Source organism: Amycolatopsis sp. NPDC104863, from assembly GCF_055582965.1.
In genome coordinates, this window is record NZ_JBVJOW010000004.1 from 877894 (window position 1) to 892364 (window position 14471).

General features: G+C 72.5%; 15 protein-coding genes. 11 read left to right on the top strand and 4 right to left on the bottom strand.

What is annotated here, in order from left to right; genetic code table 11:
- Positions 1-12 precede the first annotated feature (12 nt).
- Together ACZ63J_RS25855 and ACZ63J_RS25860 are read right to left on the bottom strand one after the other, a co-directional pair.
- Positions 13-1182, bottom strand: a complete 1170-nt coding sequence (locus ACZ63J_RS25855; RefSeq protein ID WP_465400189.1) for an acyltransferase family protein — start codon at positions 1180-1182, stop codon at positions 13-15.
- A gap of 89 nt (positions 1183-1271) precedes the next feature.
- Positions 1272-2591: an FAD-binding oxidoreductase gene (locus tag ACZ63J_RS25860; RefSeq protein WP_465400188.1), complete on the bottom strand. Its 1320-nt coding sequence runs from the start codon at positions 2589-2591 to the stop codon at positions 1272-1274.
- 87 nt (positions 2592-2678) lie between these two features.
- Between ACZ63J_RS25860 and ACZ63J_RS25865 the strand changes: the two genes are divergently transcribed.
- The 4 genes from ACZ63J_RS25865 to ligD are packed head-to-tail and all read left to right on the top strand — an operon-like array spanning position 2679 to position 7040.
- Positions 2679-3563, top strand: coding sequence for a LysR family transcriptional regulator (locus ACZ63J_RS25865; protein ID WP_465341335.1), 885 nt, complete (start codon positions 2679-2681; stop codon positions 3561-3563).
- A 60-nt stretch (positions 3564-3623) separates the two neighbouring features.
- Positions 3624-4421 (top strand): oxygenase MpaB family protein, encoded by a 798-nt coding sequence (locus tag ACZ63J_RS25870; RefSeq protein WP_465400187.1) that lies wholly within the window; start codon positions 3624-3626, stop codon positions 4419-4421.
- 49 nt (positions 4422-4470) lie between these two features.
- Positions 4471-6045 (top strand): hypothetical protein, encoded by a 1575-nt coding sequence (locus tag ACZ63J_RS25875; protein ID WP_465400186.1) that lies wholly within the window; start codon positions 4471-4473, stop codon positions 6043-6045.
- 38 nt (positions 6046-6083) lie between these two features.
- Positions 6084-7040 carry a non-homologous end-joining DNA ligase gene (ligD, locus tag ACZ63J_RS25880; RefSeq protein ID WP_465400185.1) on the top strand — a complete coding sequence of 319 codons (957 nt, stop codon included), beginning with the start codon at positions 6084-6086 and terminating at the stop codon, positions 7038-7040.
- 4 nt (positions 7041-7044) lie between these two features.
- On the opposite strand, the gene ACZ63J_RS25885 is transcribed toward ligD, so the two are convergent.
- Complete coding sequence (locus tag ACZ63J_RS25885) at positions 7045-7824, bottom strand: CDP-alcohol phosphatidyltransferase family protein (protein WP_465400184.1); 780 nt, start codon at positions 7822-7824, stop codon at positions 7045-7047.
- Positions 7825-7901: 77 nt separating this feature from the next.
- Between ACZ63J_RS25885 and ACZ63J_RS25890 the strand changes: the two genes are divergently transcribed.
- The 6 genes from ACZ63J_RS25890 to ribA are packed head-to-tail and all read left to right on the top strand — an operon-like array spanning position 7902 to position 12854.
- Positions 7902-8864, top strand: coding sequence for a zinc-dependent alcohol dehydrogenase (locus ACZ63J_RS25890; protein WP_465400183.1), 963 nt, complete (start codon positions 7902-7904; stop codon positions 8862-8864).
- 31 nt (positions 8865-8895) lie between these two features.
- On the top strand, positions 8896-9294 hold the full coding sequence (locus ACZ63J_RS25895; protein ID WP_465400182.1) for a 6-pyruvoyl trahydropterin synthase family protein: 399 nt from the start codon (positions 8896-8898) through the stop codon (positions 9292-9294).
- On the top strand, positions 9291-10358 hold the full coding sequence (locus tag ACZ63J_RS25900; protein ID WP_465400181.1) for a glycosyltransferase family 4 protein: 1068 nt from the start codon (positions 9291-9293) through the stop codon (positions 10356-10358). The genes ACZ63J_RS25895 and ACZ63J_RS25900 overlap by 4 nt, the downstream gene beginning before the upstream one ends.
- Complete coding sequence (locus ACZ63J_RS25905) at positions 10355-11182, top strand: methyltransferase domain-containing protein (protein WP_465400180.1); 828 nt, start codon at positions 10355-10357, stop codon at positions 11180-11182. Before ACZ63J_RS25900 ends, ACZ63J_RS25905 begins: the two co-directional genes overlap by 4 nt.
- On the top strand, positions 11179-12198 hold the full coding sequence (locus tag ACZ63J_RS25910) for a lysylphosphatidylglycerol synthase transmembrane domain-containing protein (RefSeq protein ID WP_465400179.1): 1020 nt from the start codon (positions 11179-11181) through the stop codon (positions 12196-12198). Before ACZ63J_RS25905 ends, ACZ63J_RS25910 begins: the two co-directional genes overlap by 4 nt.
- Entirely contained in the window at positions 12195-12854 is a 660-nt protein-coding gene (gene ribA, locus ACZ63J_RS25915) for a GTP cyclohydrolase II (RefSeq protein ID WP_465400178.1), read from the top strand. Before ACZ63J_RS25910 ends, ribA begins: the two co-directional genes overlap by 4 nt.
- Here the strand turns inward: ribA and ACZ63J_RS25920 are convergent.
- The gene (locus ACZ63J_RS25920; RefSeq protein WP_465400177.1) at positions 12843-13541 is read right to left on the bottom strand and encodes a creatininase family protein; all 699 of its coding nucleotides are present in this window, start codon (positions 13539-13541) and stop codon (positions 12843-12845) included. The genes ribA and ACZ63J_RS25920 overlap by 12 nt on opposite strands.
- A 29-nt stretch (positions 13542-13570) precedes the next feature.
- On the opposite strand from ACZ63J_RS25920, the gene ACZ63J_RS25925 reads away from it, so the two are divergent.
- On the top strand, positions 13571-14371 hold the full coding sequence (locus ACZ63J_RS25925) for an inositol monophosphatase family protein (protein WP_465341347.1): 801 nt from the start codon (positions 13571-13573) through the stop codon (positions 14369-14371).
- The last annotated feature ends 100 nt before the right edge of the window (positions 14372-14471 follow it).

Consider the following 14471-nt stretch of genomic DNA (forward strand, 5'->3'; position numbering starts at 1 on the left):
GCACCTTGAGCGCTAGGACGCCGACGACGCCACAGGAGCGGGCTCCGCGCGCGTCTCAGCCAACGGAGCCACAGCCTCCCGAGACTCCCGCCGGGCTTCCTTCCGGGAAATGATCCGCTTCCCGACACCGATCAGCGGCTTCTCCACCCACCGGTGGATCAGATCCGCGATCGCCAACCCGACGAGGAACACCGTCAGCCCCGACACCGTCCGGTGCTCCGCGAGCCCGGGCACCGCCTGCACCACGACGAAGTGCACCGGCCCCTGCAGCAGGTACAGCGAGTACGACCGCTCGCCCACGAAGCGCATCGGCGCCGTGCCCAGCAGCCAGCGCAACGGGCCCGGGCTCACCAGGACGATCAGCAGCAGCATCGTCAGCACCGCGTACCCGACGAGCAGGAACAGGTTCTGGCCCGTCTCGGTCCAGAGCCGGTCGAGGTTCGCGGTCATCAACGCGAACGCCGCCACGATCGGGATCGCCGCCAGGGGGTGTGTCAACGGCTTGAGGACCGCGTAGCCGCGGCGGTAGTGCAGCAGGATCGCCAGCAGGCAGCCGCCCGCGAGGATGAAGTAGTGGATCGTGGAGCGGTAGATCGCGGTCTTCGAGCCGTCGAGGGTCCAGCCGCCGGTGGTCAGCGGGACCAGGGCCAGCAGGATCACCATCGCGGTCCCGACCAGCAGGAACTTGCGCTTCGCCGCGCCGATCCCGATCGCGACCAGCAGGAACGGCCAGACGAGGTAGAACTTCTCCTCGATGCCCAGCGTCCACGAGCCGCTGAAGAAGTTGTCCTCGCCCGTGGTCACCTTGGGCAGGAACTCGTTCAGGAACGTCAGGTAGTACTTCAGCGCCTGCGGGAAGTCGCGCGAGAGGAACTCCGCGCGCAGCAGCACGAACGCCACGATCCCGCCGAGGATCACCAGGTACGGCGGCAGGATCCGGAACACGCGCCGGATGTAGAAGTTGGACAGCGAGATCCGGCCCGTCCGGTCCTGCTCACGCAGCAGCAGCGTCGTGATCAGGAACCCGGACAGCACGAAGAAGATGTAAACGCCGACCCAGCCCGACAGGAAGGTCCAGTTCGGACCGCCGAAGTGGTAGAAGATGACCATGGTCGCCGCGATCGCGCGCAGGCCGTCGAGCCCCGGGAACCGGCGGCTGCCGAGATAGTCCTCGTGGCTCATCGTGCGCAAGGCGGTTCCCCCGTCAGTGTGATCGTCGGGGCGAGTATATGGCCTGGATTACCTGTCCTTTGCCGACGGTCGCCGGGTGCTCAGCCGACCGGGCGGAAGGCGCCGCCGGCGTCTTCACGGCGCTTGAGCTCCCGCAGCTTCCGGAGGTCGGCGGCCGGGTGGACGCTCTCGGCGACCTCCGCCGGCGCGTGCTCGCCGTACACGAACGGCAGCAGCCGCCCGGTCGTCCACGGCGCCAGCGCGTCGAACAGCTTCGCGTGCGCGCGCCGGATCGACGGCACGTCGTCGTCGCCGACGACCGACAGCGTCCGGACGACGAACTCGGCTTCGCGGTCCCAGCCGACACCCGGCGTTTCCGGCGGCCGGGTGAGCGCGCCGCCCAGGCGGTCGATGATCAGGACGGTCGGCACGGGCGCGCCGGGGCCCGCGTGCTCGAGGACCGCGTCGAGCATCGCGTCGTTGAGCTGCGACACGGTCGCGTTGCCGCCCTGGTACCCGTGCGGCTGCCGCGGCTCGGCCGCGATCGAGCCGGACTCGGTGAACGGCATCGGCTTCAGCGTGTCCATCAGGGTGGGCGCGGCGGCCCGCAGCGGCGCGACCAGGTCGTCGCCGTCCTCGCCGAGGTAGGCGATCCGGATCTGCGCGATGTGCCTGCCGCGCAGCGGTTCCGGCAGCACCGGCAGGTCGGGGTACTCGATCATGGCGAGGGACGTCGTCAGCGTGTCGGGCGCGGCCGCCGACCACGTGCGCCAGGCCCGCAGCGCCGTGGCGAGGTCGGGAGTGTCGAAGGTGAGGCTGCCGCCGTAGAGGCCGGTGACCGGGACCAGGTCGAACTCGATCGCCGTGACGACGCCGAAGCTGTCGCGCCCGCCACGCAGCGCCCAGAACAGGTCGGACCCCGGCTCGGCGCGCCGGAGCTCGCCGTCGGCGGTGACGACGTCGAGGGCGCGGACGTGGTCGGCGGCGCGGCCGTACCGGCGGGCCATCAGCCCGAAGCCGCCGCTGAGCGTGTACCCGACCACGCCGACGTCCGGCGACGAGCCGCTGAGCGGCGCCAGCCCGTGCGCCCCGGCGGCTTCGAGCACCGCGCCCCAGCGGACCCCGGCCTCGACGCGCGCGGTCCGGGCCTCGGCGTCGACCTCGACGCCGGTCAGCCGGCGGGTGCTGATCAGCAGCCCGCCGTCGGCGGCGGTGGTCCGGCCGTGCCCGGTGGCCTGCACGGCGACCGGCAGCCCGTGCGCGGTGGCGAACCGGACGGCGGTGACGACGTCCTCGGCCGTGGTGGCGCCGACCACCACCGCGGGCCGGCTGGGGACGGCGAGCTGGAAGCCCGCGACCTCCTCGTCGTAACCGTCCTGGCCGGGCTGGAAGATCTCGCCGGTGAGCGGGGTGACGTCCATGGTGGCTCCTTTCGTCTGCGTCCAGCTTCGGACGGTTTCGATCAGAAGTCCAAGATCTGGTTTGTCTACCGACTAGAATCAACGCTTATGGAACTGCACCAGCTCGCGTACTTCGTCGCCGTCGCCGAGGAAGGCAACTTCACGCGCGCGGCGGAACGGCTGCACGTCGCCCAGCCCGGGGTGAGCGCGCAGGTCCGGCGGCTGGAGCGCGAGCTGGGGCAGGAGCTGCTGGACCGGTCGGGCCGCGCGGTCCGGCTCACCGACGTCGGCGCCGCGGCCCTGCCGCACGCCCGGGCCGCGCTCGCGGCGGTGCAGGGGGTGCGCGAAGCCGTCGACGAGCTGGCCGGGCTGGTCCGCGGCCAGGTCGCGATCGGCGCGGTGACGTCGGCGGGCCCGGTCGGGCTGCCGGACCTGCTGGCCGGCTTCCACGAGCGGTACCCGGCGGTCGAGATCACGCTGTCGGAAGCCAACTCCGACACGATGCTGGCGGGGCTGCTCGAAGGACGGCTGGACCTGGCCGTCGTCGGCCTGGCCACCGATCCGCCGGCCGGCATCGCGACGCAGGTGCTGCTCGACGAGCCGTTCCTGGCCGTGACGGCGCCCGGCGGCCCGCTCGCCGACCGGACGGCGGTCTCGATCCCCGATCTCGCGGGCCGGCCGCTGATGGCGCTGCCGAAGGGAACGGGCCTGCGGACGGCGTTGGACACCGCGTTCGCGCGGGCGGGGCTGACCCCGCGGATCGCGTTCGAGGCGGCCGACCCGAACGTGCTGGTGCAGCTGGCGATGCGCGGCCTGGGTGTCGCCGTCGTGCCGGAGTCGCTGGCCCGCTACCACGCGGCGGAGCTGCGGGTGGTCGAGATCGAGGGGCCGGGGCTGCGGGGCGCGCTGGCGCTGGCGTGGCGGACCGACGGCCCGCTGAGCCCGGCCGCGCGGGCGCTGATCGCGTTCGCCCGGGCCGCCTACCGCTCTTGACACGACGTCAACAGGCGCGTTTCCTGAGGTGGTCAACCGCTCACGCGAGGAGGCGTGACCATGGCCGAAACCGCCCTCCACGACGCCGTCATCGGGGCCGGGCTGCTGGCCGGGAGCGCGAACGTGATCATGCAGCTCTCCCGCGCGCCGGTCGGGTACGGCGTGCTCGAGAGCAAGGTCGACAGCGGCAACCTCTTCCGCCACCCCGCGAAGCGGACGCGGACCACCCTCACCTACCTCGCGGTCGCCACGATGGGCACCGACGCCGAGCGCGCCGCGTACCGGAAGGGCGTCAACCGGGCCCACACCCAGGTCCGGTCGAGCGCCGGAAGCCCGGTCGCCTACAACGCCTTCGACACCGACCTGCAGCTGTGGGTCGCGGCGTGCCTCTACAAGGGCTTCGAAGACGTCTACCGCGCCTTCGTCGGCGGTGAGCCGGCGCTCTTCTACCGTGACGCCGCGAAGCTGGGCACCACGCTGCAGGTGCGTCCGGAGATGTGGCCGGACGACCGCGAGGCGTTCGAGAAGTACTGGGCGGACGCGCTCGCCGACGTCGGGATCGACGACACCGTCCGCCGGTACCTCACCGCCATCGTCGACCTGCGGTTCCTGCCGCCGGCCCTGGCCGTGCTCGGCCGGCCGTTCCACCGGTTCGTCACCACGGGCTTCCTGCCGCAGCGCTTCCGCGACGAGATGCGGCTGCCGTGGACCCCCGCCGACCAGCGCCGGTTCGACACGCTCCTCGCCGGGATCGGCCGTGTCGTGCGGGTGCTGCCGACGCCGCTGCGGCGGTTCCCCTACAACCTTTGCCTCTGGGACCTGCGCCGGCGGCTGCGCACCGGGCGTCCCCTGGTCTGAGCCACCCCGGTTACAGTGTCGGGTCGGCACAGCCACCCGAGGGGATTCCATGACGGCGATCCAGGCGGACGTCGAGTCCGGCCAGCCCGCCCCGGTCCGTTCCGCCCGCCGCGCGCCGCTGGTCGTCGTGTCGGTGGTGCTGCTCGCCGTGTTCCTCGTCGGCGCCTGGGCGGCCTGGTTCTTCACGATCGACGACGCGTTCATCAGCTTCCGCTACTCGGCGAACCTCGCCGACGGCCACGGGCCGGTGTGGAACGTCGACGGGCCGCGCGTCGAAGGCTTCACCAACTTCGCCTGGGTGGTCTGGTCCGGCCTCGGCGCGGTGCTGGGTGTCGCGCTGCCGCTGTTCACCAAGGTGACGTCGCTGCTGCTCGGGCTGGGGACGCTGTACCTGCTGATCCGCGAGGGCCACAAGCGCGCCGGGCTCACCGGCGTCCTGGTCGGCGCGGGCGCGTACGTCGTGTTCCTGCCGACCTACTTCCACATCACCGCGGGCCTGGAGACGGCCGCGTTCGCCGCGGTGCTGCTGCGGGTCGTCGTGCTCGGGCTGCGCGTGCTGAACGACGAGCGGGTGCGCGTCTGGGAGCCGCCGGTGCTGCTGCTCCTGCTCGGCATGCTCCGGCCGGAAGGCGTGCTGGCCGCGTTGCCGGTGTTCCTGCTCTGGTTCTCGCGCACGCGGGGGCCGGCGCGCTGGTGGTGGAGCGGCGCGGCGGTCGTCGTCGGCGCCGGGTACTTCGTCTGGCGCTGGCAGTACTACGGACAGCTGCTGCCGAACACCTTCTACGTCAAGTTCGGCAACCTCGACTCCGGCTGGGTGTGGACGAAGCACACGACGCTGCTGCTGCTCCCGCTCCTGCTGCTGACGCTCTCGCTGGTGTTCCGCAAGGCGACGCGGGGGATGGGCGTGCTTCTGGTGGTGACCGTCGCGGTCACGTACGTCACCTATGCCGTTTCCGGTCCGACCATGGACTACCTCGACCGTTTTGCCGACCACGCGATCCCCGTTCTCTGCCTGGGCGCCGGGCTCGCCGCCGGGACACTGGCGCCGCGTGTCGTCGCCGCGCTGCTCGGGCTGGTGGCCGTCGGCTGGTCGGCCGTCGCCGGCGCGACCGCGCCCGACCTCGGCGTGATCGCCAACTACGGGCCCGACCTGCAGCGCGCGCACATCGCGATCGGCAAGGGGCTGGCCGAGGCCGACGTCCCGGCGCCGGCCCGCAGCCTCGCCGTCACCGACGCCGGCGCGATCCCGTACTACAGCGGCTGGCGGTCGATCGACTACATCGGCCTCAACGACGCCGCGATCGCCCGCGGCGCCGACCCGACCCAGGTGGTCATGCAGGCGCGGCCGACGGTCATCGTCGTGACCGCGAACGGCCCGGACCCGGTCGGCAAGCGCTACGGCTTCGACTTCGCCGCGGCGACCGCGGGCTACCAGGAGGTCGCGACGGTCGAGATGCGCGCCGGGTACTGGCAGGACGTCTACGCGCTGCCGCAGTACGCGTCGACGATCGGCGAGCACGTCCGCGCCAGTGCGGACGCCGCCCGGCAGGTCAACGACCGGGACCACGCGGAGGACACCGTCGAGCGCTGGCTGGACCGGCTGCGCTCGCAGCTGCCTTTCTGAGAGTTGACCGCTTCGCGCGGGAACGCGAAGGTGGGCCGATGAGCAGCGACGAACAGCGCCACGGCGTCAAGCTGAGCAGCCTCGACCAGGAAATCTTCGCGGACGCCGGAGTCACCAAGCGCGAGCTGCTTGACTACCTCGAAGCCGTCGCCGACCGGATGCTGCCGGAGCTGCGCGACCGGCCGCTGACCGTGCTGCGGGTGCTGCGCGGGCAGGGGCCGTTCATGCAGAAGAACCTGCCGAAGTACACCCCGGACTGGGTCGAGCGGACGACGATGTGGTCGTACTCGTCCAAGCGGGACGTGTCGTACGCGCTGTGCAACGACCTGCGCACGCTGGTGTGGTTCGGCAACCAGCGGGCGATCGAGTACCACACGGCGCTGTACCGCGGTGAGCCCGAGAACGGCCCGACGCACCTGATCCTCGACCTCGACCCGCCCGAGGACGGCGCGTTCTCGCTGGCCATCGCGGCCGCGCAGCTGGTGCGGGAGGCGTTGCGCAACGACGGCCTCGACGGCGCGGTGAAGACCAGCGGCTCAAAGGGGCTCCACGTGTTCGTGCCGCTGGCGCCGGGCCAGTCGACGGAGGACATCGCGGCGGCCACCCGAGCGCTCACGGCCCGCGCCGAGCGCATCGACCCGTCCCGCGGGACGACGGAGTTCGTGAAGGAACGCCGCGAGGGCAAGGTGTTCCTGGACTCGACCCGCGCGGGCGGCGCGACGGTGGTGTCGGTCTACAGCCCCCGCCACCGCCCGGGCGTCCCGGTGTCGTTCCCGGTCCGCTGGGCCGACCTCGAGGGAGTGAAGCCCGCCGACTTCACGGTCCACACGGCGACGGACCTCCTCGCCGACGGCGACCCGTGGACCGACGAGATGCCGGAGCCGTTCGTGCTGCCGGAGGACCTGGTGGCGGAGGGCCACACGATCCCGATCGCCCGGGTGGTGGCGATGCACGAGGGCAAGCGGCGCGCGAGGGCGGCTCGCGAAGCGGACTGAGCCGCTAGGCCGCCTGGTTGTGGCCGTGCCGGGCGGTTCCGGCGCCGAACGACCGCCGCAGCGTCGCGCGGCTGATGTCGACGATCCGGGCCGGGGCGGTGGACCGCACCGGCACCTGGACGCGGTGCCGGGCCAGCCACACGACGTCGCGGCCGAACGACCACACCAGCGCGGCCAGCGCCGCCGCCACGAAGGCGAAATCCAGAGCCGAAGGCAGCAGCCCGGACACCGCGACCACCAGGACCACACCCTGGACGGCCGCCACCGTCTTGCGGGCCATGCTCGGGTACAGCGGCGCGGTCAGCCACGGCAGCGCCCACGACACCGCGACGAACGCGTACCGCATCAGGCCGATCGCCAGCACCCACAGCCCCAGCGTGCGGGACACCTGAAGGCACAGCAGCAGGATCAGGAACGCGTCGACCTCCATGTCGAAACGCGCGCCGAACTCGGACGCCGTGCCCGTGCGGCGGGCGACCTGGCCGTCGAAGCCGTCCATCGCCAGTGCCACCGCGGTCAGGCCGACCAGAAGCCAGAGCGGGTGCCCGCCGTCGGCGATGAGCTCGGCCGCGCAGCCGACGAGGACCGCCCGGGCGAACGTGATCCAGTCCGCCGGCCCGAACCTGCCGCGGCCGCTCTGCCGCAGGCCCCAGCCCGTCAGCAGCACCAGCGCGACGCCGTACACGGCCCCGGTCGTCCAGGCGAGCGGGGAAAGGAATCCGGCCCCGGCGGCGAGCGCCCACGCCGGGACCGCCGAGCGTAGGAGAAGTCCGTTCTTGATCATCTTCAACTCCGCGAATCGGCACGGCTGCTCATAGGGTGGCGGCGACACAGCCTCCGGTCGCCTGCAAGGGAGAACACGTGGAACAGGCTTTCTGGGTTCAAAGTCCCGACGAAGGCGCGCTCCGGCCGGTGACGCTGCGTGAGCCGGAACACGGTGAAGTCCGCGTCCGCACGCTCTTCTCCGGCGTCTCCCGCGGCACCGAAACCCTCGTCTTCCGCGGTGGGGTCCCGGCGAGCCAGCACGACGTCATGCGCGCGCCGTTCCAGGAGGGCGACTTCCCCGGGCCGGTCAAGTACGGCTACCTCAACGTCGGTGTTGTCGAGGCCGGTCCGGACGACCTCGAAGGCAAGACCGTGTTCTGTCTCTACCCGCACCAGACCGCGTACGTCGTCCCCGCGAGCGCCGTGACGCTGGTGCCCGACGCGGTCCCGGCGAGCCGCGCGATCCTCGCCGGCACCGTCGAGACCGCGGTCAACGCCGTCTGGGACGCGCGGCCGCGGCTCGGCGACCGCATCGCCGTGATCGGCGCCGGCATGGTCGGCTGCAGCGTCGCGAAACTCCTCAGCGGCTTCCCGGCCACGCGGGTGCAGCTGATCGACGTCGACCCGGCGAAAGCCGAGACCGCCGAAGCCCTCGGCGTCGGCTTCTCGACTCCCGAAGCCGCGGAAACCGACTGTGACCTCGTGGTGCACGCGAGCGCCAGTGAAGCCGGGCTCACCAAGGCCCTCGAGCTCCTCGCGCCGGAAGGCGAGGTCGTCGAGCTGTCCTGGTACGGCGACAGGAAGGTCAGCGTGCCGCTCGGCGAGAATTTCCATTCGCGGCGGCTGACGATCCGCAGCAGCCAGGTCGGGACGGTCGCGCGCCCCGACCGCACGTACGCCCAGCGGCTCGGCGTCGCCCTGGAGCTGCTCGCCGATCCGGCGTTCGAAGCACTGGTCAGCGCCGAGTGCGGGTTTGAAGATCTTCCGTCCGTGTTACCCCGGTTGGCCGCGAATGAACTTTCCGCCCTCTGCCTCCGTGTCATGTATCAGCCGCAGTGACCACGTCCACCCGAACGCATCGGAGGTCTTGGTGTTCAGCATCACCGTCCGTGACCACGTGATGGTCGCCCACAGCTTCCGCGGAGAAGTCTTCGGACCCGCGCAACGCCTGCACGGCGCGACCTTCGTGGTGGATGCCACCTTCCGCCGCACCGACCTCGACGAGGACAACATCGTCGTCGACATCGGCAAGGCCACGGAAGAGCTCGGGGCGGTGCTGAGCGACCTGAACTACCGCAACCTCGACGACGAGCCGGTGTTCAAGGGCATCAACACCTCGACCGAGTTCCTCGCGAAGGTCATCGCCGACCGCCTCGCCGACGCCGTCCACGCCGGACGCCTCGGCGAAGGCGCGCGTGGCCTCGAAGGCATCGTCGTCTCGCTGAAGGAATCGCACGTCGCCTGGGCGAGTTACGAGCGTGCGCTGTGAACAGCCTTTACGTGGTCCTCCCCGGGGACGTCGACGACACGTCCGTCCCGAGCGGCGGCAACACCTACGACCGCCGGATGTGCGACCGGCTGACCGAAGCCGGCCTCGACGTGCACGAGATCGCCGTCTCCGGCAGCTGGCCGCGGCCGGACACCGAGGCCCGCGCGGTGCTCGGGCACCTGCTCTCGGCGCTGCCGACCGGGTCCGCGGTGCTGCTCGACGGTCTGGTCGCGTGTGGTGTCCCCGAGGTGATCGTCCCGCAGGCGCGCCGGCTGTCGCTCTCGGTGCTGGTGCACCTGCCGCTGGCCGACGAGACCGGCCTGCCGCCCGCGCTCGCCGCCGAGCTCGACGCCCACGAGCGCGAGACGCTCAAGGCCGTGGGCTCGGTCGTGGCGACCAGCGAGTGGGCCGCGCGCCGGCTGATCGGCCACCACGGCCTCGCGCCGCACCGCGTCCACGCCGTGCCGCCGGGCGTCGACCCCGTCCCGCCGGCCATCGGCACCGACGGGGTGTCCCGCCTGGTCTGCGTGGCCAACGTGACCCCGCGCAAGGGCCAGGGGGTGCTCGCCCAGGCCCTCGAAACCGTCGCCGACCTGCGCTGGACCTGCGAATGTGTCGGCGGGATCCGCCGCGAGACCAAGTACGTCGAGCGGCTGCGCGAGCACCGGCTCGGCGCCCGCTTCACGCTCACCGGCCCGCGCACCGGCGCGGCGCTGGCCGCGACCTACCACACGGCCGACCTGCTCGTGCTGCCTTCGCGCGCCGAGACCTTCGGCATGGTCGTCACCGAAGCCCTCGCCCACGGCGTGCCGGTGCTGACCACCGACGTCGACGCGCTGCCGGACACCGTCGGCGTCGCGCCGGACGGCTCGGTGCCCGGCATGCTCGTGCCCGGTGACGACGTCGCCGCGCTCGGCGCGGCCCTGCGCCGCTGGTTGACCGAGCCGGCCCTGCGGACGCGGCTGCGCGCGTCGGCGAAGCTGCGCCGCGAGACCCTGACCGGCTGGGACGACACCGCCCGCCGGATCGCCGAGATCCTGCAGCGGCAGGAGGCGGCGGCATGACCGCGTTCGCCCCGGACTGGCTCTACCTGCGGGAACCCGCCGACGCCGCGGCCCGCGCCACCGAGCTCGTCGACACGCTGCGCGAGCACCTCCCGGAAGACGAGCTCGTCATCCGCGACCTCGGCTGCGGCACCGGCTCGCTCGGCCGCTGGCTGGCCGCCAGGCTGCCCGGCGCCCAGCGCTGGATCCTGCACGACGAGGACGCCGAGCTGCTGACCCGCGCCCGCGCCGGCCTGCCGGCGGCCACGCTCGACGGCAGCCCGGTCGACGTCGTCGCCGAGCAGCGGGACGTCACCGCGCTGCGCGCCGCGGACCTCGCCGGGACGTCGCTGGTCACCGCGTCGGCGCTGCTCGACCTGCTGACCAGGGACGAGGTCACGACGCTGGCCACGGCGATCGTGGAAGCGGGCTGCGCGGCGCTGCTGATGCTCTCGGTCACCGGCCGGGTGGAGCTCTCGCCCGCCGACCCGCTCGACCCCACCGTCTGCGCGTCGTTCAACGCCCACCAGCGCCGCCTCACCGGCGGGCGCCGGCTGCTCGGCCCCACCGCGGTGGACGTCGCCGCGACCGCGTTCGGCCGGCTCGGCGCCACCGTCGTCCGCGCCGAGAGCGCGTGGCGGCTCGGACCCGACCAGGCCGAACTCCAGCGGCAGTGGCTCGAAGGCTGGGTCGGCGCCGCCGTCGAGCAGCTGCCGGAGCTGCGTCCGGCCGCCGACGTCTACCTGCAGCGACGGCGGGAAATGGCCGCGGCCGGCGAGCTGCACGCGGTGATCCACCACGGCGACCTGCTGGTCCTGCCGCCGAGCCTGGAGGTGGCGGCGTGAAGCGCTTGTTCGCGTGGCTGCGCATCCTCGGCGCGTTCGCGATCCTCGGGGTGCTCGTCTGGCAGCTCGGCAGCGGCGCCTTCCTCGACGGCTTGAGCCGGATCGACACCGTCGGCGTGCTGGCCGCGCTCGGCATCGGCTTCGCGACGACGCTGTTCAGCGCGGGCCGCTGGCAGATCGTCGCCACCCGGCTCGGCCTGCGGCTTTCGCTGCGCACCGCCGTCGCGGACTACTACCGCGCGCTGTTCCTCAACGGCGTGCTGCCCGCAGGGGTCCTCGGTGACGTCCACCGCGCGGTGCAGCACGGCCGCGACTCGGGGGACGTGCCGCGCGGCGTGCGCGCCGTCGTCCTGGAGCGCACCGCCGGGCAGCTGGTGCTGATCGCGTCCGCGGTCGCCGTCGTGCTGGCCGCGCCGGAGGTCGTGCCGGGTGCGTTCCGCGAGGTCGTGACCATCGCCGGGGTCGTCGTCGTGCTGGCCACCGTCGCCGCGCTGGTCGCCGGCCGGCTGTTCGGCGGGCGCTGGATCCACAGCGGCTCGAAGGTCCACCGCGGCTTCGCCGTCACCCTCGCCGACCTGCGGCTGGGCCTGTTCACCCGCGAGACCTGGCCCGGCGTGGGCTTCCTGTCGGCCGCGACGCTGGCCGGCCACCTGGCGCTGTTCGTCGTCGCCGCCCGCGTCGCCGGGGTCGACGCGCCGGTCGGGCAGCTCGTGCCGCTGATGATCCTCGCGCTGCTCGCGATGGGTCTCCCGCTCAACGTCGGCGGCTTCGGCCCGCGCGAGGGCGTCTGCGCCCTGCTCTTCGGCGCGGCCGGTCTGGGCGCCGCCCAAGGTGTCACCGTCGCCGTGGTCTACGGCGTGCTCACGCTCGTCGCGAGCCTGCCCGGCGCCGGTGTCCTGCTCGTCCGGAGCGTCGCCGGGTTCCGCGTGACCCGCGCTCCGCACACCGGTGTCGTGCCCGCGCCGCGCACGGCGGCCGACACCGGGATCGAATCGGAAGTGGGGTTGAAGTCATGACCGCAAGCGACGTCAGTGACCTTGCGGGGGGCCTGCCGCACCGGCCCGTGGTCGAGCGGGTGGTCGACACCCGGCTGCCGACCCGGCACGGGGTCTTCCGCGCGGTGGGGTACCTCGACCGCGCCGGCACCGAGCAGGTCGCCCTGGTCTACGGCGAGATCGCCGAGCTGGGGACGCTGACCCGCGTGCACAGCGAGTGCCTGACCGGCGACGTCTTCGGCTCGACGCACTGCGAGTGCGGCGACCAGCTGGCGGCGGCGCTCGAGCGGATCGTCGAAGAGGGCTCGGGCGTGCTGGTGTACGTCCAGGGCCACGAGGGCCGCGGGATCGGCCTGCTCGCGAAGCTCAAGGCGATGCGGCTGCAGGACGAGGGCCTCGACACGGTGGACGCGAACGTGGCGCTCGGCCTGCCGGTCGACGCCCGCGACTACCACGCGGCGGCGGGCATCCTGCAGGACCTGGGGGTCCGGTCGGTGCGGCTGCTGTCGAACAACCCGCAGAAGGTCGAACAGCTCACCCGCTACGGAATCCGGATCAGCGAGCAGGTTCCGCTGCTGGTTCCGCCGAACCCGGAGAGCCTGCGCTACCTCCGGACGAAGGCCGAGCGGATGGACCACCTGCTCCCGCACCTGGGCCAGGCGTTCTCAGGCGCCTAGGGCCGCCAGCACCCCGGCGAAGCGCTGGACCAGCGTGTCCAGCACGACGTGCCCCTTCGCGGCGCTCGCCAGCGAAGGACGGCCGACCACCCCCGACTCCGTGTACGCCCGCAGGCCCAGCGTCAGCAGGTGGTCCCGATCGGTGACGTGGTCGGCCGTCTCGTAGCCGGGGGTCACCAGGTGCGGGTGCGCGTGCAGCAGGATCGACGTCTCCAGTTCGCCCGCGTGCATGTCGTCGTCCAGCGACGTGCGCAGGCCGGCCGCCGTGTGCGCCGCCTGCCAGTCCGCGACCCCGGGGAACAGGGCCATCGACCCGGCCGCCTCCTGGACCACATTGGACAGTACGTAGTTGCCGCCGTGCCCGTTGACCAGCACGAGCCGGTCGATCCCGGACGCCTTCAGCGACGCGGCGACGTCGGTGACCACCGCGTGCAACGTGCGCGCCGAGACGCTCACCGTGCCGGCCCACGCGGCGTGCTCCTGGGAGCAGGAGATCGGCAGCGGCGGCAGGTGGCGGACGGGGTAGGCGTCGGCGACGGCTTTCGCGAGGGTCGCCGCGATCACCGTGTCGGTCACCAGGGGGAGGTGTGCGCCGTGCTGCTCGAAGCTGCCGACCGGCAGCACCGCGACCGCCGCGCCCCGCCGCCGCTCGTCTTCGGTGGTCGCGAGCGGGAAGAGGTCGGTCATGCGCACGTCCCTTCACTAGGTTGGAGTCCATGAGCGAGCATGCCGCACTACTCGACGTCGCGCGCGAAGCCGTGGCGAAGGCGACCGCGATCATCCGGTCGCGCCCGAGTTTTTCCGTTTCCGCCAAAGGCGATCGTGACCTGGTGACCGACGTCGACATGGCGGTCGAGGACGCGCTGCGCGAGTTCCTCGCGGCCGAGACGCCGGAGATCGGGATCCTCGGCGAGGAGCGCGGCCGCAGCGGCGACGACGGCGGGCGCTGGTGGGCCCTCGACCCCATCGACGGGACGGCGAACTTCGCCCGCGGAATTCCGCTCTGCGGTATTTCCCTGGCCCTGGTGGACGGTGAGCACAGCACGGTCGCCGCGATCACGCTGCCGTACCTCGACGTCACGTATACGGCTTCGCGCGGGGAAGGCGCCTTCGCGAACGGAAAGCGGATCGCCGCTTCGACGGCGACGGAAATGTCCGACGCGATGATCGCCGTCGGTGACTTCGCGATCGGCGAGCTCGCCGACGAGAAGAACCGCGCGCGGCTCCTGCTGCTGTCCGATCTCGGCGCGCGGGCGCAGAAGATCAGGATGTACGGCAGCGCGGCGGTCGACCTCGCCTGGGTCGCGGACGGAAAGCTCGACGCCGCACTGATCCTGGCGAACAAACCGTGGGACACCATGGCGGGCGTGCTGCTCGTGCGCGAGGCCGGCGGGGCCGTCGTCGACCGCGACGGCAGCGAGCACACGGTGGGTTCGTCGGCGACGATCGCCGTCGGCGCCGGGCTGCGCAAGGAGATCGTGGACGCGCTTGATCGTGCGTACGGGGTTGTTCGTTAAGCTTCCGGGGTACACGGTGGGCAGCGCCACAGCGCGCGATTGCGCTGTCCGCGCAAGGTTTTCGGTTACGTTGGTACCGGTCGGCGCGTGAGCCTGGCAT